The sequence below is a fragment of the Microvirga antarctica genome (assembly GCF_017921815.1).
In the GTDB taxonomy this organism is placed as follows: Bacteria; Pseudomonadota; Alphaproteobacteria; order Rhizobiales; family Beijerinckiaceae; genus Microvirga; species Microvirga antarctica.
In genome coordinates, this window is the sequence record NZ_JAGEMM010000008.1 from 20,372 (window position 1) to 38,329 (window position 17,958).

Sequence of the window (17,958 nt, forward strand, 5' to 3'; positions counted from 1 at the left end):
ATGATCAGATTATTGGATGCTGCACCGACAGCGCAGCAGGCCTTCAGGCCCGTGTCGGGATAGCCCTGTCGAGGTGGGTGACGCACAGGCTCGGGCCGGATTCCTTGCCGGCCTGCGCAAGCGGGCTGACCGAACCCAGGCAACCGTGCGGTTGGGCACGGCGTTTCGGCGCCGCGTCGTCCTCGCTTGCGCCGCGGGAGACGGGCTGCCGCTTCACGAGACTGGCGGGCTCTTCCTTCAGCGTCAGCACTGGAAGATCCGTATCCTTGGAATAGTACGTGGTATTGGACTTGGGATCAGAGCTGAACAGCACGTTGCCATTGTCGTCTTTCAAAACCACACGAACATTGGAGACCCCGACAAGCTCCACCACAGAAACGCCATGGCGAGACCCGGCGGGCGACGCGGGAGCCAACCGATCGGCCTTGGCAAAGGACTCCACCCCTCGGCTGACGGCAATCGACGAGGTTCCGACCGCATCCCGCCCGACGTCATCACTGATCGCACCCGGCGCGAAGCTCGCGACCATAAAGGCACTCCCGATCATTCCGGTGACGGCTGCTGGCAGATGGAACATGGTCGTCTCCCGCCGTTCCAAGACTTTGTGGAAAGAGGCTTTCTCGGCAAAACAACGCCACTGTTTCGCCTAGGTTCCGGCACTTCGCGCGAACCTTCGTCAAGGTCCCACATCGGAACATTCGCGGTCTGGACAGCATTATGTTACGACCGGCCTCCTGGTCCTCCCCCGCATTCCCCTTGTGCATTGGCCGGCACCTGACAGACGGGCCCTCGGCCCGTCTGTTTTGTGGGGAGAGCATGAAAAAACCCGGCGGTGAGGCCGGGCTTTTCGAAGACGGCGACGCCGAGGCGTTTAGGCGGACGCCCTCACGTCGCGCCGGCGTGCGCTCTGCTGGAAGAACAGCGCTTGGCTGATGACCGCCGAGACATTGGCGGGCTGGAACGGCTTGGCGATGAGGAAGGCTGGCTCGGGACGCTCACCGGTCAGGAAGCGCTCAGGGTAGGCCGTGATGAAGATGACCGGCACTTCGAAGGTTTTCAGGAGGTCGTTGACCGCATCGAGCCCCGAGCTGCCGTCGGCGAGCTGAATATCCGCAAGGATCAACCCCGGGCGCTTGGATGCCGCAAGCTTGACCGCCTCGGTGCGCGTGCGCGCCACGCCGGTCACGTTGTGGCCCAGACCCTCGACGAGCGCTTCCAGATCCATCGCGATCAGCGGTTCGTCCTCGATGATCATGATGTCGGTCGCCATGTCGGCGGCCAGCTCCCGGCCCGCTTCATCGACAAGGTCACGGACCGAACGGGCATCGGTGGACAGGATCTTGCCGACCTCGTCCTCGCCGAACCCTTCCAGGCAAGACAGCAGAAACGCCTGACGGGGCAGTGGGGTGATCTGGCCAAGCCGAACTTCAGCCGGCAGGTCACGCTGGGTAAGATCGCTGCGGCCATTGACCGAAAGCGAGTTCCAGATCCGTGTGAAGACCTGAAACAGCTCGACCTTCACGTTGCCGTTCGGCGCGATGGTGTCAGGCTCGCTGACCAGCGTCTCAAGAGTTGCCGCAACGTAGGCATCACCGGCCATCTGGCTTCCGGTGAGCGCCCGTGCGTAGCGCCGTAGATATGGCAGGTGTTGGACGACAAGCTGCGCTGTCGACATTCGCGTCCCCTTGAATTTGGCTTTTTGACTTTTGGTTTCGATACGAACCCTCCAACTCGGCAGGTCCGGAAAAGTTCCCGCGCCTGGAACCGAACCACGCGGCGTGCGTTGGGAACTAGGTCACTATGCGCTTACTGCCAAGTTTTGCAAACTGCGACGATTAAGATCGACGGCCAGAAAACACGGTCGCTAGGGGAATTATATGACGGCTGACAAGGGCAATAAGAGCGCCCGTGTTCTTCGGGAGGACGATTTCGGCGATAAGCTCGCATCCGATCCCAAACTCGACACCGTCAGCCAGAAGCGAATCGGCGACCAGTTGAGAGCGATGTACGACGACCTGGTCCAGCAGCCTGTTCCCGACAGATTCAAGGATCTTCTGGCCGCACTGGAAGGGAAAGGCGCGGAGACAAAGAAGTGACCCTCGAGCCCGATCTGCGGGACGACCTTCTGGCCGCTGTGCCGAGCCTGCGGGCCTTCGCGATTTCTCTCTCCGGACATGTGGACCGCGCCGACGATCTGGTCCAGGACACGCTGCTCAGAGCATTGTCCAACCTCCACCGCTTCGAGCGGGGCACGAACCTTAATGCCTGGCTGTTCACGATCCTCCGCAACCTGTTTCACTCTCAATACCGCAAGCGGCGACGGGAGGTGGAAGATCCGGACGGGTCTTACGCGAGCCGGCTGACCGTGCAACCGGAACAGGGCGCACGCCTCGATTTCGAGGATTTTCGGACGGCCCTTTCCACCCTCCCTCATGACCAAAGGGAAGCTTTGCTTCTGATCGGCGCATCGGGATTCTCCTACGAGGAGGCTGCTGTCATCTGCGGATGTGCTGTGGGAACCATCAAGAGCAGGGTCAACCGGGCGCGCTCGCGCCTGAGCAGCATCTTGAAGGTGGATGCGACGGAAGCCATAGGCTCCGACCCCGTGATCCGGGCAGCTCTCCACACCGCGCGATAACTGTCGCCATGAGCCACCTCAGCATACAAAAACGCCGCCCGAAGGCGGCGTTTTCAAAATCATCCACTGACTAGAGCGGTCGACGGCCGCGCAGCAATCCGATGACTGCCGAAATGGCGAAGAGGACGATGGCGACGAAGAAGATGAGTTTCGCGATCTCAACGGCAGTACCGGCGATTCCGCCGAAACCGAAGAGCGCTGCGACAAGTGCGACGATGAGAAAAGTGACTGCCCAGCCCAGCATGATGTTACCTCTACAATTGATAAATCGGCACCTGCCGATGACACAGCGGTAACTCCAAGCGGAACCGTGGAGTTCCGTGAAAAAGACTCATTCGCGCCGTTTGTTACAGTCGAAGCCTCACTCAGCAGGAGTTGAAGACAAACATGGAACGGACCCATCGCCCCCACGTTGCCAACAGGAATGGGGAGAGAACTGACATGAACCATCCGGTTGCCCTGCGCGCCTTTATCGCCTTTTTGGCCGTCAGCGCTGCTGCGGCCGTTGTAGGATTTTCATCTCAGGCGGCTCTTGCAGAGGCGGCGTTTCTGATCGGTGGATCCGTTGCGGCGATGATGTTGCTGCTCGCCGCAGCTGCCAGGCAAAAACACCCTGAGCCGAAGCTCGTGCCCATTCCCATCCGAATTCGGCGCTGAAGCATCTCCAGAAAACAAAAGGCGGCCGCAGGGGCCGCCTTTTTTATGGCCGGTGGTTTTCACACGTCTGCCCGCAGAGCAGGATTGTCGCGCTCAGCATCCGCGCCCCGATTGAGGAGGTGAAACAGGATGATTGCCCCGAAGGTCGCCGTCCCGATCCCGTCCAGAGTGAATCCGCCGATTGAAAGCTTGAAGTTGCCGGCTCCCAGAACGAGGGCCACGGCGACTGTAATCAGGTTGCGCGGATTGGAGAAATCCACCCGGTTTTCGACCCAGATCCGCCCCGCAGTCGCGGCAATCAAGCCGAACACCACAATCGACAAGCCGCCGAGGACCGGACCGGGGATGGTGCCGATGAATGCGCCAAACTTTGGCGACAACCCGAGCACCAGCGCGATGATGGCCGCAATGACGAACACGATGGTCGAATAGATCCGCGTGACCGCCATCACCCCCATGTTTTCCGCATAGGTCGTCATGCCGGTGCCGCCTGAGGCGCCGGAGATCATGGTCGCCAAACCGTCGCCCATGAAGGCCCGGCCGAGATAGGGATCGAGATTGCGCCCCGTCATTGCCCCGATGGCTTTGATATGACCGAGGTTTTCCGCCACGAGAATGATCGCCACAGGCGCAATGAGGCTCATCGCCGAGAGGCTGAACACCGGCGACTGAAACGTCGGCAGGCCAAACCATGCCGCCTGCCCAACCTTGGCGAAATCGATCGCCGCGCCATAGCCGAGCCCATTGGCACCGATCAGATACGCGATGTAGCCAACCGCTCCCCCGACCAGCACCGGCAAGCGCCGCCACATGCCCGGCGCATAGACCGCCACAAGCCCCACGGCGATCACGGTGATGAGCGCGATCCAGCGGGCGAAGGCCGTTCCGGCGGCATTGTCCGGCGTCATTCCCGATGCGCTCGAAATGGCGATGGGTGCGAGCACAAGGCCGATGGCGGCGACGATTGCACCCGTCACCACCGGCGGCATCAGCCGCTCGACCCAGCGATGGCCGGCGATTTGCACCACAATACCAATGAGGAAATAGAGTGCCCCCGCCGCGATGATTCCGCCGAGCGCAAGGGGGATGTTGGGATTTGGCGCGCCCACAGACGCGCCGGTTGCCACGAGAACAGGGCCGATGAACGCAAAGCTCGATCCGAGATAGCTCGGCACCCGGCCGCCCACGACGAAGAAGAAGATGATCGTCGCGATACCCGAAAAGAGGATCGACACGTTGGGATCGAATCCCATGAGAATGGGAGCGAGCACCGTCGCGCCGAACATGGCGACCACATGCTGCAGACCCAGAACGACCGTCTGCCCCATGGGCAGCCGCTCGTCGGGCATGATGATTCCCTCTGTCTTCAGAGTCCATCGTGGAAAGAAGCGTTCTGTCATGGTCGTCCCCCAACTGCGCCTTACGGCATTACATCGTAACGCCGGGTCCCGGCGACGGCCATAAAAGAGGGCAGCGGTACACAGGAGTTCGCGGATAGGCTGCCCGGCCGCCACTTCGCGGGACGCTTCGCAAGCTCGGCCGGCGGATATGACGATCAGGGCATTCTCAGCGGTCACTACAAAGGGCGCGTCGAACCGCAGGCCGTGATGATTTCCATCAACCGGGCCATGTGATCGTTTGAGAATGGACATCGCGCCGCCGCGCCGCCAGACTTCCGTCCTTCACCGATGCGAGACTTGACGATGCGGAAGAATTTCGATGGACCGACGGGCGATGTCCACACTCTCTGGATCGAGGGAACGAGCCTTTCCGGGAACCTTCTCGGAGACCCGGCGCGACGCCGGGTCGATGTCTATGTGCCGCCGGGGAGAGACGACAACGTCCCTCTGCCGCTCCTCGTGGACCTGGTCGGTTACACGTCCGGAGGGCCGGCGCACACGAGCTGGAAGAACTACGGCGAGAATGTTCCAGAGCGCCTCGACAGGCTCATCGGCACCGGCGCGATGCCGCCGGTGGTCGTGGCGTTTCCCGATTGCTTCACGCGGCTCGGGGGCAACCAGTATATCGACAGCCTCGCCACCGGGGCCTGGGAAGGCTTCCTCATCAACGACATGCTGCCGGCAGTCGAGGCGCGTTTTGCCTGTGGGGGCGACGGCCGCCGAGGCGTGTTCGGAAAGAGCTCGGGCGGATTCGGCGCGCTGGTCCATGCCATGCGGCATGGCGGCTCCGTCTGGTCGGCGGCGGCCTCCCATTCGGGCGATGCCGGATTTGACTGCCTTTATCACCTCGGTGAATTCGCCGGCGTGCTGCGCCACCTGGTCGACCATGACATGTCCGTCGAGGCCTTCTGCCGGGCTTTCGAGGCCGGGCCGAAGGCCAAGGACACGGACTGGCACACCATGATGATCCTGGCCCAGGCCGCGACCTTCGATCCCGATCCGGACGCATTCTACGGCATCCGCCTGCCGGTCGACATGCGGACCTGCGAGATCATTCCCGAGCGTTGGGCCAACTGGACGAAATGGGATCCCTTGCGCATGGCCGACGAGGCGCAGCACCTGGCAGCTTTGCGCAGGCTCAAGCTTCTCTATTTCGATTGCGGCGACATCGACCAGTTCAACATGGTCTATGGCTCTCGCCGCCTTCACGACACGCTGGAGAGTGCGGGTATTGCGCATGTGTACGAGGAATTCCACGACAACCATTCGTCGGTGGATTACCGCATGGATGTAAGCCTGCCGCTCCTGGCCAAGGCGCTGAGCTAGTCACGGTCCGCCCGTCGGCGCCATGTCCGATGAGACAATATGTCCGAGGACGGAATTCAGGTGTCCGCTGTGACAGGATCTTGCCTTGAGCAGCACGTGTCCGCATTCCCCGCCTCGGGCGCCCAGTGCCCAAAGCTCATCGTCGGACCACGTCATGCCCACGTGTCCGCCCGCCCCGGCTGACGGACCAATGGCAGCGGCTGCCCTTGAGCCCGCAAGGCCTTCGACCTATGGTGCCGGCCAAGTTGACCTTACGGAGCGGCTCTCTTTATGACTTTCTTTTCCAAGGCGGCGTTGAATCAATTGGCCGCCAATCCTGACTCCATGGCCGCTTTTTATACGACGTCGCGCGCTGCCTTCAAGAAAGCCCTCGGGTCAGCCTTCTCAGGGCAGCCGGAAGATCATATCAAGCTCGCCTTCTGCGCTCTGGTTGCCTACGAGCTCAAGCCGTACGGCTCCAGCGTCGCCTCAACCCTGCCGGCCCTTCTGGCGGAACCCGGTCTCGATTGTGACAATTACGCCCTTCTGAGCTGGTACCTCTATAAGAAAATGGCCTCGTCCGGCGCCGATATCGCGCTTGTCGGATGGGATGGCGGCGCGGTTGGAAACCATGCCCAGCTGCTGATCAGCACCCCTGGCAAGCAAGCCATGCTGGTCGACCCGACTGTGGGCCTGTTCTCGATCGTCGGAAGCTATAATGCACTGGTTGCAGGAGAGCCCGTAGCCACGACGGACCGGGTGTCCTTCTACAGCCGCGACGACATCGACTGGTTCAACGGCAAAGTCGTCAAAGCCGTCACCGATGGCCTGTATGAGCCGGGCGACTTTCTCTATTATTATACGAGCCCCGACGAGTTGCTGTCCTATCTGCCGCTCGCCCGCACGAAGATCCTCGGCGTCGATGACAAGATCCTCACCCTCACCGGAAGCAGCAATCTCGACGGCATCGGCAATGGGCTGAACAACGTGCTGAACGGCAATGCCGGCGCCAACACCCTGCGGGGCCTCTTCGGCGACGATCGGCTTTTCGGGAAGTCCGGCAATGACGTCCTCTACGGCGACCACGGCAACGATTATCTCGACGGTGGCTTTGGCTACGACAAGATGATCGGCGGCCGCGGCAACGACACCTATGTGGTGAACTCGTTGCTTGACGTCGTGCGCGAAGAGGCCGGACAGGGGATCGACACCGTCCGCGCGAGCGTGAGCTACACGCTCGATGTCAATGTCGAGAACCTGGTGCTCACCGGCAGCGGCCATTTGACCGGCACTGGCAATGCGGCCTCCAACACGATCACCGGCAACGCCGGCAACAACGTGCTGAACGGCATGAACGGCTTCGACTTCCTGTACGGCGGCGCCGGAAGCGACACGCTCATCGGCGGCGCCGGAAACGATTTTCTCGATGGCGGCAACGGCTACGATCTCATGATCGGCGGCACCGGCAACGATACCTATGTGGTCAACGGCTGGGCCGACATCGTCCAGGAAGAGGTGGGCGAGGGAATCGACACGATCCAGAGCTGGATTTCCCTGTCCCTGACATCCTTTGCAAACGTCGAGAACCTGACCCTTCTGGGCAAGGCCAACCTGACGGCGACGGGTAATGCCGATTCCAATGTCATCGTTGGCAATGAGGGACGCAACGTCATCGATGGCGGCCTCGGCAACGACATCATCATCGGCGGTGGCGGCAAGGACCTGCTGCGGGATTCCGAGGGCAATGACCGCTTCGTCTTCAAGGCGATCACCGATTCCGGCGTGAGGTTTGCCGACCGGGATGTCATCACGTCCTTCGACCACGGCGACATCATCGACCTGTCGGCCATCGACGCCAACACGAAGATCGGCGGCAACCAGGCCTTCAAGCTGGTGACGGCGTTCTCCGGCACAGCGGGCGAGCTCACCGCGACGCTGACCAATGCGGCCTCACGGGGCTTTCTCATCTATGCGGATGTCGACGGCGACAAGAACCCCGACTTCTCGCTGCAGGTCTACGGCGCGCCGACCTTCGACAAGCTCCATGCGTGGGATTTTATTCTTTAGGCTGCGGGGAACAGCGATCGTTTCGACCCCCCGATCTGCATGCGCATGCGCGAGATGGTGAAGATCTGTTGAGGATGAGCGGGCGGGGGATCAGCATGCCAGTCGCGTTGTCGCTGTATTTGAAGTGTGATATCAGGCGGGCGCTTCCAAGGGCGACCCTTATTCTTCTTGGGAGCGACCTTTCAACCGCTGGAAGACGCGTCTCCTCTTAGAAAGAATGCCCATGTCCGGAGCTTTGAACCAGATCACCAGCTGTGAGGTCTGCGGAAGCAACGATCTGCGCCCCGTTCTGGATCTCGGCAAGCACCCGATGTGCGATGACCTGGTCGCAATCGGCGATAACCGTATTTGCAAAGAATATCCCATCGATATCCTTTTCTGCGATCGCTGCATCACGGCCCATCAGCACTTCCAGATCCCCAAGCATGAGCTGTTTCCGCCGACCTATCACTACCGCTCGCGCCATACGGCGGACGTGATCAACGGCATGCGGCAGCTGGTCGAGGCCTGCGGCGACATGCTCGGGAATCTCGACGGCAAGAAAGTTCTCGACATCGGCTGCAACGACGGGAGCCTGCTGTCCATCTTCGGCGAGCGCGGTGCGGTGACCTTCGGGATCGAACCCACCGGAGCCGCGAGCGATGCTGCCGAGCGGGGTCATACGGTGATCAATGACTTCCTCAGTGAGGATGTCGCGAGACGCTTCGTCAGCGACTTCGGCGCGCCTGACATCATCACGTTCACCAATGTGTTCGCGCATATCGAGGATCTGAAGGGCGTCATTCGATCCCTCAAAGTGCTCGCTGCGCCGAATACGGTCATCGTCATCGAAAATCACTATCTCGGCGCCGTCCTGAAGAAGGACCAGTTCGACACATTCTACCATGAGCATCCGCGTACCTACAGTTTCACCTCTTTCGCGTTCATCGCGGATGCGCTCGGCATGGTGGTGGCGAAGGTGGAGTTTCCCCAACGCTACGGCGGCAACATTCGCGTCTTCCTGAAGAACGCCGAAAGCGATGCCAAGCATGACCGGTGGGATGAGCTGCACGCCATCGAGCAGGCATTCGGGGCCGGTCTCGAGACGTTGTCGTCGCGCATCGCCACATGGCGCAAGAAAAAGCTTGCCGAAATCACGAACGAGGTCCAGCGCCATGGCACGCTTTCAGCCAAGGCGTTCCCTGGTCGCGCGGCGATCCCGATCCGGATGCTGGGTCTCAACGAAACGCACATCGAAGCGGTGTACGAGAAGCCGGCTTCCGGCAAGATCGGGCACTACGTTCCCGGTACGCGCATCCCCATCAAGTCCGACGATGATTTCGTTGCAGGCGAAGGGCCGGTTCTGAACCTCGCCTGGCATATCTCCCGAGAGATCCGATCCTACATGCTCGAGCGCGGTTATTCCGGGCGGATCATCGATATCATCGCGGAAGACGACTTTCGTGAAACGGATCGATAGCGGACTTGGCTAGGGCGTCGATGCATGATCACGGTCATGGATCGACGCTGAAGACTGCGACCGCGTCCGACCCGGAAGTCCGCGGCTCGGTCGGGCCGCCGGCCCATCGAATGACGAAAGCGCACAGCCCGGCCCGGTGATGAAGCACGCGACACCCCCCTCAGCCACACTCTCTGGAGCGTCGCACACCTTCGCCATCTTCCTCGCAGCGGCCCTCGCCTTCGTTGGCCTCGGCTATGTCCTCGCAGCGCTGGGCCCTGCCAATCCCGTAATCGTCGGACGCGGCGTCGATCCCATCCTCCTGCCCAACACCGTCGGCGTGTACCCGGAACCCCTCGACCGCTTCCTGTTGATCTCGCTGGTTCTGTCTGTCCCGTTCCTGGTGGGTGCGGCCATCGGGCTTTCCAAGCGGCTGGGAGAACCACTTGCCGATCCACGGCCCGTCTTTTTTTCTCTTGTCGGCTTCATGCTGTGGATCTGCATCATCCGCGGCGCGACCCCGGAGCTCGCGCGTTTTGTCGACGGCCTGCAATGGACCGCCACTGGTCTGTGCGTGGTCGGAGCCTGTCTGCTGCTGGCGCTTCCCCAGCACCTGCACGGAAAAGCGAACCGTATCTCCCTGCTGACCGCGATCGCCGTCAGCGCCTTGATGATCGCGTCACAGCGCATCTGGACGCTCGACAGCGCGGTCCACTATAACGGCCCGTTCTCATCCCACTACGAGGCTGTCACGTCCGCCCTGGTGCGGATTGCGGGCGGTGGCACCTGCCTTGTGGAGGTCATCCCGCAATATGGATGCCTCGGAGAGTATTTCTCGCCGTTCCTGCAGCTGCTCGGCAGCCGCATCGTGGTCATCACGTCGATCTTCACTGTCCTGTCGATCGTCGCTCTTTCCGCCGCGATGGTGTTCGCCTGGTGGCTCATCGAGCGGCCGCTCATGCTCATAGGATGCCTTCTCGGTTTGATAGTCGCCGTCGCCCTGAACCTGATTTACGACAACCCCGATCAGATCCTGCAGTATTTTCCCGTCCGGTTTCTGTTCCCATCGCTGAGCCTTCTGCTCGCGGTGTGGTACCGGCAATCGCCCGGGCTTGGGCGCACCCTGGCGGCTGGTGCTTTCAGTGGCGTCGCGCTGACGTGGAATTTGGAAAGTGGAATCGCGGTCACCGGCGCCCTCGGTCTTTTCGCCGGCCTGAAACCGTTCATCACCCCCGTAGAAGGGGCCTCATCGCCCTTCGCCGTCGCTGCCGGACGGGTTGCCGCATTCGCCGTGGCCGTGATTCTGGTTCTCGCGCTCTTCATCGCCTATCTTTTTATCAAGTCTGGCTCGACGCCGGATTTTCCGAAATACATCCTGTTTCAGACCGTGTTCTTCGTCACAGGGTTCGGCATGATTCCGATCCTGCCGTTCCCGGATTATTGGACGATGCATGTCGCTGTGCTGTTTTGTACGCTCATCCTGGCGACCGTCTGGGTCTCGTCAGGGACGCGACTTGCGGACCCGAAGCTGGAAATGGCGGCGTATGCTGCCGTCCTCGGCATCGGCCTTCTGCTCTACTATACGGGGCGGTCGCATATCCTGGTGCTGCGGCTTGTAGCCTGGCCCAGCATTCTTCTGTTCTTCTTTCTGCTGGACCGAACGGCTGCGCGCGTGACGAACCGGACCGGGCGCGTGGCAGTCGGTGCCGTCGCGGTTATCAGTTGCGCGTTGCCGGCAGCCTTCCTGCTCAACACGGCTCCAGCCGTCGCCCATCTGGCCGCGACTGTCAGGGCCGCGCCGCCGGACCAGAACGCGCTCGTTCGAGAGGACATCGCTTTCATCCAGGCGCATGCGGCCCCCGCGGAGCGCATCGCCATCGTCGGAATCAATCAAGGCGTTCTGTATGGCGAATCAGGCATGCGTCCCGACCTCGAGGGGCCGGGAGTTGCCGAGATGATCCGTCGAGTCGATCGAGACGACCAGGTCGACATGCTCGTGAAGCGCGGCCCGGATAAGGTCTTTCTCGGCACCGATCTGAGCGCAGCCGCGGAACGCGGTCTACTGGGAACCAATATCGACATCGATCTGGGCGAACTCCGGAAAGCGTACGCGCTAGAAGCTCTCGGCCCGGGCGGGCGGCTCATCCTTCTGCGGCGCAAGCCCTTCGCGGGCAAGGATCTGTTCGACGCCTATCCGGGCGAATAGGGTGTCGAGCTGAACTACGGAACCGGCGCGGACAACGCACGCCGCTGCCATCATTGTATCATAGGACGAGAACGCGCATGGCCTTCGGACCCGACATGTCGATCTACCGCCGAGAGCTGAGAGTTGCCGCTCTCACGGGGCTCGCCATCGTGGCAGCCTATGTGGTGTTCACGCTGCTGACGTTGCCCAAGCCCCCCGAAGGCATCCGCATTCTTGCCATCAACAAGGGCATCTTCGATTCCATGACGCAGGCATTCCAGACCAACTGGACGCGCCTGCTCTGGCCGATGGAATACGAGATGAACCGGATCTACTGGCCACCGGCAACGCTGTTTCCGACCTATGCGGCCGAGCGCTTCCTCGGCCCGCTCGCAAGCTATCTTCTGTTTTCGTGCCTCTTTATCGGCACGGCATTTGCGCTCGCGTTCTATGTCACGCGATCGCTCGTCTTCGCCGCGACCTTGGGTTTCATGTTCGCCTTTGGGACGCAGCTCAACTACACCTACACTTATGGCAGTCTGATCCCGCTCTACCTGATCCTCACCTTCTGCGCCGTGAACCTCACGATCGTCGTCATGCTGCTGCGTGAGGAGGTGACGGCAGGACGCGGATATCTGGCTTTCGCCGGTTCCCTGTGTCTGATCGCCCTGTCGAGCGAGTGGTGGATCAATTACGCCATCGCGCTGATATCGGCCGCCGCCTTCGGCGTGGTGTGGGCGCAATGGCATGTCAGGCCGGTTGTCACGCGGGTCTGCGCGTTCGTCATCGTTGCGACAATTGCGACCCTGGCCGTTTACCTGCTCATCCGCCTGCAATATCCCGGCCAGTTCACGCGCTACGGCGAGGAAGAGGAGTTGCTCCTCACCTACACCAGCCCGGTCATGATGGTGGAGGACTTCCTCACCAACTTCTTCACCTTCCTCTACATGTCGCTCGACAATTATCTTCCGTCATTCGTCTCCTCGTCGAACTCCCTCACCTATCTGGGCCCCGAGAAGATTATTGCCGAGCAGCACGGCTATCACGCGCAGTACCAGCACCTTGTTGTGATGAGCCACCTGTTCATGTGGCGCTTTTATGCGGGCATCGCCGCGACGGTGTTTGTGGGCCTTTTCATCCTCGTCGTCAGGCGCGCGTGGAAGAGCCCCGCTTGGCATCATGCGGTCATCGCCTGCCTGATGCTGATGGTGGCCACCGGGTTCGCGACCCATCTCGCCATCAAGATGCGACCCTACAACTCGGTTCCTGGGCTGTCGTATAAAGTTGTCTTCAGCGTCAGCGCGCTCACCATTCTTGTCGCCTATCTCGTCATGACGGAATGGCGGCGGCTCTCGTCGCCGCGGTCCCGCTGGGTTCTCCTCGGAGCCGTATGGCTGTGTGTCGCTGCTGCGGCAATCACGCGGCCCGGCATGCAGCAGCAGCTCCTGGGTCAGGTGGGCCTGGTCGGCTTCAGGGACCCGCTGGGACAGATCCTGTCCGTGAAATAGCCTTGGGCTCGGCACGCGACGCTTGCCAACTCGCGTGCGCCGACGGGAGCGCATTCCGGGCCGCCGCCGGGCCTCTACTGAATTCGTATCCGCTCAAGGCCGAAATAATTCGCATCCTTCATGGCATGGGCCTTGATCCGCCAAAAGCGATGCGGCGTGGTGACTGGAAGCGTAAAGGTCTCTTCCCAGCGATTTGTCCCCTGATTGCGGCTTGCCACATCAGCCGGCTCCTTCACGGGGAAGATACCCAGGCTCTTCCACGCGCTGCCATCGTCGGACGCCTCGATTTCGATGCTCTCCGGACACCAGTGCCAGGCGACCCATCGGACGACGATGGTCTTTGGAGCGGCGGGCGCGAAGGGCAGTTCAAACCCGACATATTCGCCGACGGCTTCCAGCCCCTGTTTGGCGCTCCGCCAATTGTCGTTCCCGAGAATGATCGAGTCGGGCGGCGCGTCTGGCGCAGACGAACTCGCAAGAGGTCTCGCCGAAGAAATCTGCATCGCGACGGGCACAGACTGCATGAAGACTTCGCGATCGAGTTTGAACAGCGAGACGTGGCGGTCGAACTTCACATCCCTCCAAGCACGGTAAGCCGCTCTTGTGACCAAGGGCACCTCATCGAGCACACGTCGCACCGTTGCGGGTAGATATGTCCCGTCTGGGTCCCAGACTGCCCCCTCGCCTGAGCCCACTTTCATCCACCCGAAAGATGCGACGTGGGAAGCGAATGGTGTGGAGCGCGTGTCGACATCGATCGCGTCCTTGTCTCCCCCCAGCAGATCTTGATACAGCCGGATATTGAACAGGTCCGGATCCCAATGGCCTGGTTTGGGGCCGGCGATTTTCTTGGCTTGCCAGTTATCCACATAACGGGTCAGCAGAAAGTAATCCGGCAGGAATTTGAGAAGATCTTCGTATCTGACCGGCCCTCCGCGGAGGTAGACATCCCGGATCTGCGAGGGATCGAAATAGGCTGGCCCATCGATCAGAATTTTAGGATTGCCGACCGCTTTCAAGTTCGCCGAAGCCCAGCTGCCGACGATGTAGTTAGGAGCCTCTCTCCAGAAAGCGTAGCGGATAGGATAGACGAGTGCGGTCTCGAGACGGCTCAGACTGAACAGCGAAATCGCCAGAACGACACCGCCAGCAACGACCCCCTGATATCGCCCTTGGCCAAAAGCAGGGACAATCGACACCACAAACTGGACGCAATACGCCGCAGAGAGCGCCACGACCCAATAGCAGATGACGAGGTATTGCGGCTGGACCCAAAACTTCTGAAACAAGGCGTAGTAGAGGAAGATGGTGAGCCCGAGGAGCGCGGCAAAAATAAGGGGGAGTCGGTTGCGTTCGCGAAGGATAAAGAGGCAGGCCCCAAGCAGGGCAGCCGCGATCAAGCCAGTGCCAAGACGCGTCCTGAGCGTCGAGAGCCAGTCCCAGAAGGTTGTGACAGAGATCGGAGACTCGCTGGTAAACGTCGATGCCCACGCCCGCCAAACGCGGAAAAAATAGGAATCAACGAAGGCGTATGGGGTCGTCAGAGCAAAGACAGCAAGCGCGATCACGAAGACAGCTGCGCCCCGCCGCGATATACAAGCGATCAGACTGATCGCAGTCCTTTCCTGGACGTGCCGCCAGGATCCCAAACATATGGCCAGCACTGTGACAGGAACCAACAACGGGCCGCCCATTTTCGCGCCCTGCGCCAAGCCGGCCGCGATTCCGATGGCCACAAGGCTCCCGGTTCCGCCGTCGGCTGCGTGGCGAAGGCACACGCCAAGAGAAACGATCATCAAAAAAAACAGCAAGCTGTCTGGATGGATGACGGTTCCGATGAATATCAGTTGGCTCTCCGTTGCGAGGAAGAGCAAACTCACCATCGCGGCGGTCCGTCCAAAGGACCGTCGCGCAAAATTATAGGCTGCGAGGAGCGTGCAAACGGAAAAGCCGATCGCCAGCAAGCGCAGAATGATCGGGCCGGTCGGAAAAAGTGGCAGTCCCGCGAGCTTCAGCGGCATCCAGATCAGAAAAGCCAGATCCGGGTAAAGTCCTCCGTAATACGGCAGCTCCTGGTAATTGATGTTGTACCAGTGGGCCGGAATCACACCCGGCGCGCCTCCGGGCCCGAGGTATTGGGCCGGATTCCCATAAGGCCATGCCGTCATGCCATCGAGTTGCATCGTAATAAGCGCATCATCGTCGATAAACGTCGCCAGCATGAGGGCATCGTCGGCATGTCGCGCGATCGTGGGAAGAAATAGCGCCAGGAAGATCACGAGAACGACGCTGGAGAAAAGATCCGGCGTCAGCAGGTCTCGAATTTCCCGTCCGAAGACTCTGCAGCCCTCTGCCATATTTCGGCGAAAACGCAGGAGCGCCGCCGTTCCCGGCACAGCGCGTGCCTCGATCGTGGAGGTTCCAGTCATGACGGGCGTCCGATCTTAGGGTCTCTCAGCGCTTCGATGGCTGATTGCCAGTTGCCGGCAGCATTCGCTGAGACGAGCGTCCGGACCGAATATTCGAGCTGCTGATCGAGGGCTGCCCGGTCGCCTGGGCGGACCGCGCCACTGTCGTCCCACCGAGAAGCCATCAATTCCCTTACGGCGTATTTCACGTCGTCATCGAGGCGGGAAATCGCCTGGCCAGCGAGCCATGATTCCTGCTCGCGCTTGAGAAGGCGGTCCGCGCTTTCGGAGATCGCCACGGAACTTCTGGCAGCGGCGTCGGCTCTGGCGGATACTGGTCCGCCGATACGCGCGACAAATGCCTGCAACTGCCGTTTGACCGGTCTCGCGACGCGCTCCCAATCAGGGTCCCCCGTGACCACATGAGTGCCTGCGGTGACCGTTCCCGGCTCAGTCGTGAAATCGAGCGTCAGCGTTGATCCCGACGAAAGCGCAACCGCGATCGACCGCTGTCGCGCGAGGCCCTCTCGCTGGAGCGTCACGCGACACGGCATCCCGCCGAACACAAGGTCGAACGCAGCGCTACGTCCGCCGCCAGCGATGTCGCAGGCGTGGACGTCGACCCGCACGTCGACGTTCGGCCCGCCTAGAACCGTCGTCAGGATCGACCAGACATGCGGCATGACATCCTGCGCCACGCTGATACCGGCATCGTACATCTTGTCCTCGCCGTAGCGGACCTCGGCCGCCGCATCGCACCAATCAATCCGGGCAGAGACCGGCGTCCCAGCCTCAGCGACCGTTCTCGCGAACCGATGCAGATACGAGCAATGCAGGAAGGTCAGCGCCGGCATCACATGCACGCCGTTCTCGGCGGCGCGCAGGAAGAGAGTGTCGACGTCGTGCAGGTCCAGGGCCACGGGCTTCTCGACGAGAACCGATATGCCGGCCTCGACCAGACGAAGCGCGGTCTGCGCGTGAAGCCGCGCAGCGTTGACGACAACAGCCGCCACCACGTCATAGGCGTTAAGGGCGTCATCGATCTCCGGCACAACCACGAAATGCGCGCCGGTCGCTCGGCCGAGATCCGCAAGTCGTGCCGGGTTCGCTTTCGACACCACGACGAGCTCATACGGCAGGTTCAGCGTCGCGAGGACCGACAAGAGAATGCGCGCCCATCGCCCGCCACCGACGACAGCAACAGCCTGACGCTTCTCCTTGTCGCTGCTCACGGCCGATCGGGTACGCGAAGGTGCGCTCCGATGAGCGCATGAGAGCGCACGCGCTCGGCATAGGCGTCGATCTGGCTGTCGGTGAATGCCCGCATATCGGCGCCCGCCTGGAACGCCTTGTACCACGCGACAGTCCAGCCGATCGCCTCGTCGACCGGCAGCGCGGTCGACCAGCCAAGGGTTGTCTTGGCAAGCGCACTATCGATGGAAAGAAAACGGCTTTCGTGAAGGCGATCCCGCGAGGTGTCGCACGTCCAGAGGCTATCGGCGCCGAAGGATGCGGAGACCTGCTCGGCTACTTCCATCACAGTGCGGACCGGCTCGCGCGGCGGCCCGAAATTGACCGATGTCGGCGCGGCGGCGGGCGCGCTGAGGCAGCGCTGAATGTAGAGAAGGTAACCGTAGAGCGGGTCCAGCACATGTTGCCAGGGCCGCACGGCATCCGGGTTTCGCATGAAGACCGGGCGTCCGCTCTCGTGGGCGCGAAAGAGATCGGGCAGAAGACGATCGGGCGCCCAATCCCCTCCCCCGATCACATTGCCGGCGCGGGCGGTCACCACCGGAATGCCCCGCTCCGCGAAGAAACTGCGCCGGTAGGCGCTTGTGAGGATCTCGGCCGCAGCCTTCGACGCCGAATAGGGATCGTGCCCGCCGAGAGCCGCACTCTCCGCAAAATCGATGCCGGCCTCGCGGTTCTCGTAGACCTTGTCGCTGGTGATCACGAGGACGGCGGAGACTGCATCCGACGTCCGGAGGCCCTCCAGTAGATTGACTGTCCCCATCACGTTGCTGGCGATCGTCCCGACAGGGTCGGCATAGGCTTCCATGACGAGGGCTTGGGCTGCCATGTGAATGACAATGTCAGGACGGGCCGTCCGAATGGCCTCATTCAACAAGGCCGGGTTGCGGATATCGCAGGTGGCGCTTGCGAGATCGGACCACGGGGACAACAGGCCAAAGAGATTGGGACTTGTCTGCGCGGGCAGCGATAAACCCGTGACGGTTGCTCCCAGGCGTGCCAGCAGCATCGCCATCCACGCGCCCTTAAAGCCGGTATGGCCGGTGAGAAGGACACGCCGTCCCTTCCACAGGTCTCGATCGAGAGCCTCGCCGGACATGC

The 17,958-nt window shown here is 61.4% G+C and carries 15 protein-coding genes; 8 read left to right on the forward strand and 7 right to left on the reverse strand.

Annotated features, from left to right (window positions below; all coding sequences use genetic code 11):
• Nucleotides 1–43: 43 nt before the first annotated feature.
• Both J4G32_RS19100 and J4G32_RS19105 read right to left on the reverse strand, forming a co-directional pair.
• Nucleotides 44–577, reverse strand: coding sequence for a hypothetical protein (locus J4G32_RS19100; RefSeq protein WP_210497157.1), 534 nt, complete (start codon nucleotides 575–577; stop codon nucleotides 44–46).
• Between the two features lie 294 nt (nucleotides 578–871).
• Entirely contained in the window at nucleotides 872–1,675 is an 804-nt protein-coding gene (locus tag J4G32_RS19105; RefSeq protein WP_210497158.1) for a response regulator, read from the reverse strand.
• A 202-nt stretch (nucleotides 1,676–1,877) separates the two neighbouring features.
• On the opposite strand from J4G32_RS19105, the gene J4G32_RS19110 reads away from it, so the two are divergent.
• Nucleotides 1,878–2,096 carry a NepR family anti-sigma factor gene (locus J4G32_RS19110; protein WP_210497159.1) on the forward strand — a complete coding sequence of 73 codons (219 nt, stop codon included), beginning with the start codon at nucleotides 1,878–1,880 and terminating at the stop codon, nucleotides 2,094–2,096.
• Nucleotides 2,093–2,638, forward strand: coding sequence for a sigma-70 family RNA polymerase sigma factor (locus tag J4G32_RS19115; protein ID WP_210497160.1), 546 nt, complete (start codon nucleotides 2,093–2,095; stop codon nucleotides 2,636–2,638). Before J4G32_RS19110 ends, J4G32_RS19115 begins: the two co-directional genes overlap by 4 nt.
• A 70-nt stretch (nucleotides 2,639–2,708) precedes the next feature.
• Here the strand turns inward: J4G32_RS19115 and J4G32_RS19120 are convergent, their stop codons facing one another.
• The gene (locus tag J4G32_RS19120; protein ID WP_210497161.1) at nucleotides 2,709–2,882 is read right to left on the reverse strand and encodes a DUF1328 domain-containing protein; all 174 of its coding nucleotides are present in this window, start codon (nucleotides 2,880–2,882) and stop codon (nucleotides 2,709–2,711) included.
• Between the two features lie 197 nt (nucleotides 2,883–3,079).
• Here J4G32_RS19120 and J4G32_RS19125 point away from each other — a divergent pair, with 197 nt between their 5' ends.
• A complete protein-coding gene (locus J4G32_RS19125) occupies nucleotides 3,080–3,295 on the forward strand; it encodes a hypothetical protein (RefSeq protein ID WP_210497162.1) in 216 nt (71 codons plus the stop codon).
• A gap of 59 nt (nucleotides 3,296–3,354) precedes the next feature.
• On the opposite strand, the gene J4G32_RS19130 is transcribed toward J4G32_RS19125, so the two are convergent.
• Nucleotides 3,355–4,695: a solute carrier family 23 protein gene (locus J4G32_RS19130; RefSeq protein WP_210497163.1), complete on the reverse strand. Its 1,341-nt coding sequence runs from the start codon at nucleotides 4,693–4,695 to the stop codon at nucleotides 3,355–3,357.
• A gap of 303 nt (nucleotides 4,696–4,998) precedes the next feature.
• Here J4G32_RS19130 and J4G32_RS19135 point away from each other — a divergent pair, with 303 nt between their 5' ends.
• The 5 genes from J4G32_RS19135 to J4G32_RS19155 all read left to right on the forward strand — a co-directional run bounded on the left by J4G32_RS19135 (nucleotide 4,999) and on the right by J4G32_RS19155 (nucleotide 13,198).
• Nucleotides 4,999–6,021, forward strand: a complete 1,023-nt coding sequence (locus J4G32_RS19135) for an alpha/beta hydrolase (RefSeq protein ID WP_210497164.1) — start codon at nucleotides 4,999–5,001, stop codon at nucleotides 6,019–6,021.
• A gap of 270 nt (nucleotides 6,022–6,291) precedes the next feature.
• Complete coding sequence (locus J4G32_RS19140; RefSeq protein ID WP_210497165.1) at nucleotides 6,292–8,067, forward strand: calcium-binding protein; 1,776 nt, start codon at nucleotides 6,292–6,294, stop codon at nucleotides 8,065–8,067.
• Between the two features lie 223 nt (nucleotides 8,068–8,290).
• Nucleotides 8,291–9,526: a class I SAM-dependent methyltransferase gene (locus J4G32_RS19145; protein ID WP_246505338.1), complete on the forward strand. Its 1,236-nt coding sequence runs from the start codon at nucleotides 8,291–8,293 to the stop codon at nucleotides 9,524–9,526.
• A 139-nt stretch (nucleotides 9,527–9,665) separates the two neighbouring features.
• Entirely contained in the window at nucleotides 9,666–11,711 is a 2,046-nt protein-coding gene (locus J4G32_RS19150; protein WP_210497167.1) for a hypothetical protein, read from the forward strand.
• 77 nt (nucleotides 11,712–11,788) lie between these two features.
• Nucleotides 11,789–13,198, forward strand: coding sequence for a hypothetical protein (locus J4G32_RS19155; protein ID WP_210497168.1), 1,410 nt, complete (start codon nucleotides 11,789–11,791; stop codon nucleotides 13,196–13,198).
• Nucleotides 13,199–13,272: 74 nt separating this feature from the next.
• Here the strand turns inward: J4G32_RS19155 and J4G32_RS19160 are convergent, their stop codons facing one another.
• From J4G32_RS19160 to rfbG, 3 genes are all read right to left on the reverse strand, one after another.
• Nucleotides 13,273–15,477, reverse strand: a complete 2,205-nt coding sequence (locus tag J4G32_RS19160) for an ArnT family glycosyltransferase (RefSeq protein ID WP_210497169.1) — start codon at nucleotides 15,475–15,477, stop codon at nucleotides 13,273–13,275.
• A 146-nt stretch (nucleotides 15,478–15,623) separates the two neighbouring features.
• Nucleotides 15,624–16,838, reverse strand: coding sequence for a Gfo/Idh/MocA family oxidoreductase (locus J4G32_RS19165; protein ID WP_210497170.1), 1,215 nt, complete (start codon nucleotides 16,836–16,838; stop codon nucleotides 15,624–15,626).
• Nucleotides 16,835–17,956, reverse strand: a complete 1,122-nt coding sequence (gene rfbG, locus J4G32_RS19170) for a CDP-glucose 4,6-dehydratase (RefSeq protein ID WP_210497171.1) — start codon at nucleotides 17,954–17,956, stop codon at nucleotides 16,835–16,837. The genes J4G32_RS19165 and rfbG overlap by 4 nt, the downstream gene beginning before the upstream one ends.
• Nucleotides 17,957–17,958: the final 2 nt, after the last annotated feature.

Excerpts from the sequence above, each read along its gene's own strand:
- J4G32_RS19155 (WP_210497168.1), top strand. The coding sequence starts at position 11,789 with ATGGCCTTCGGACCCGACATGTCGATCTACCGCCGAGAGCTGAGAGTT.
- J4G32_RS19140 (WP_210497165.1), top strand. The coding sequence starts at position 6,292 with ATGACTTTCTTTTCCAAGGCGGCGTTGAATCAATTGGCCGCCAATCCT.
- rfbG (WP_210497171.1), bottom strand. The coding sequence starts at position 17,956 with ATGTCCGGCGAGGCTCTCGATCGAGACCTGTGGAAGGGACGGCGTGTC.
- J4G32_RS19110 (WP_210497159.1), top strand. The coding sequence starts at position 1,878 with ATGACGGCTGACAAGGGCAATAAGAGCGCCCGTGTTCTTCGGGAGGAC.
- J4G32_RS19105 (WP_210497158.1), bottom strand. The coding sequence starts at position 1,675 with ATGTCGACAGCGCAGCTTGTCGTCCAACACCTGCCATATCTACGGCGC.
- J4G32_RS19100 (WP_210497157.1), bottom strand. The coding sequence starts at position 577 with ATGTTCCATCTGCCAGCAGCCGTCACCGGAATGATCGGGAGTGCCTTT.
- J4G32_RS19135 (WP_210497164.1), top strand. The coding sequence starts at position 4,999 with ATGCGGAAGAATTTCGATGGACCGACGGGCGATGTCCACACTCTCTGG.
- J4G32_RS19130 (WP_210497163.1), bottom strand. The coding sequence starts at position 4,695 with ATGACAGAACGCTTCTTTCCACGATGGACTCTGAAGACAGAGGGAATC.
- J4G32_RS19145 (WP_246505338.1), top strand. The coding sequence starts at position 8,291 with ATGTCCGGAGCTTTGAACCAGATCACCAGCTGTGAGGTCTGCGGAAGC.
- J4G32_RS19120 (WP_210497161.1), bottom strand. The coding sequence starts at position 2,882 with ATGCTGGGCTGGGCAGTCACTTTTCTCATCGTCGCACTTGTCGCAGCG.
- J4G32_RS19125 (WP_210497162.1), top strand. The coding sequence starts at position 3,080 with ATGAACCATCCGGTTGCCCTGCGCGCCTTTATCGCCTTTTTGGCCGTC.
- J4G32_RS19150 (WP_210497167.1), top strand. The coding sequence starts at position 9,666 with ATGAAGCACGCGACACCCCCCTCAGCCACACTCTCTGGAGCGTCGCAC.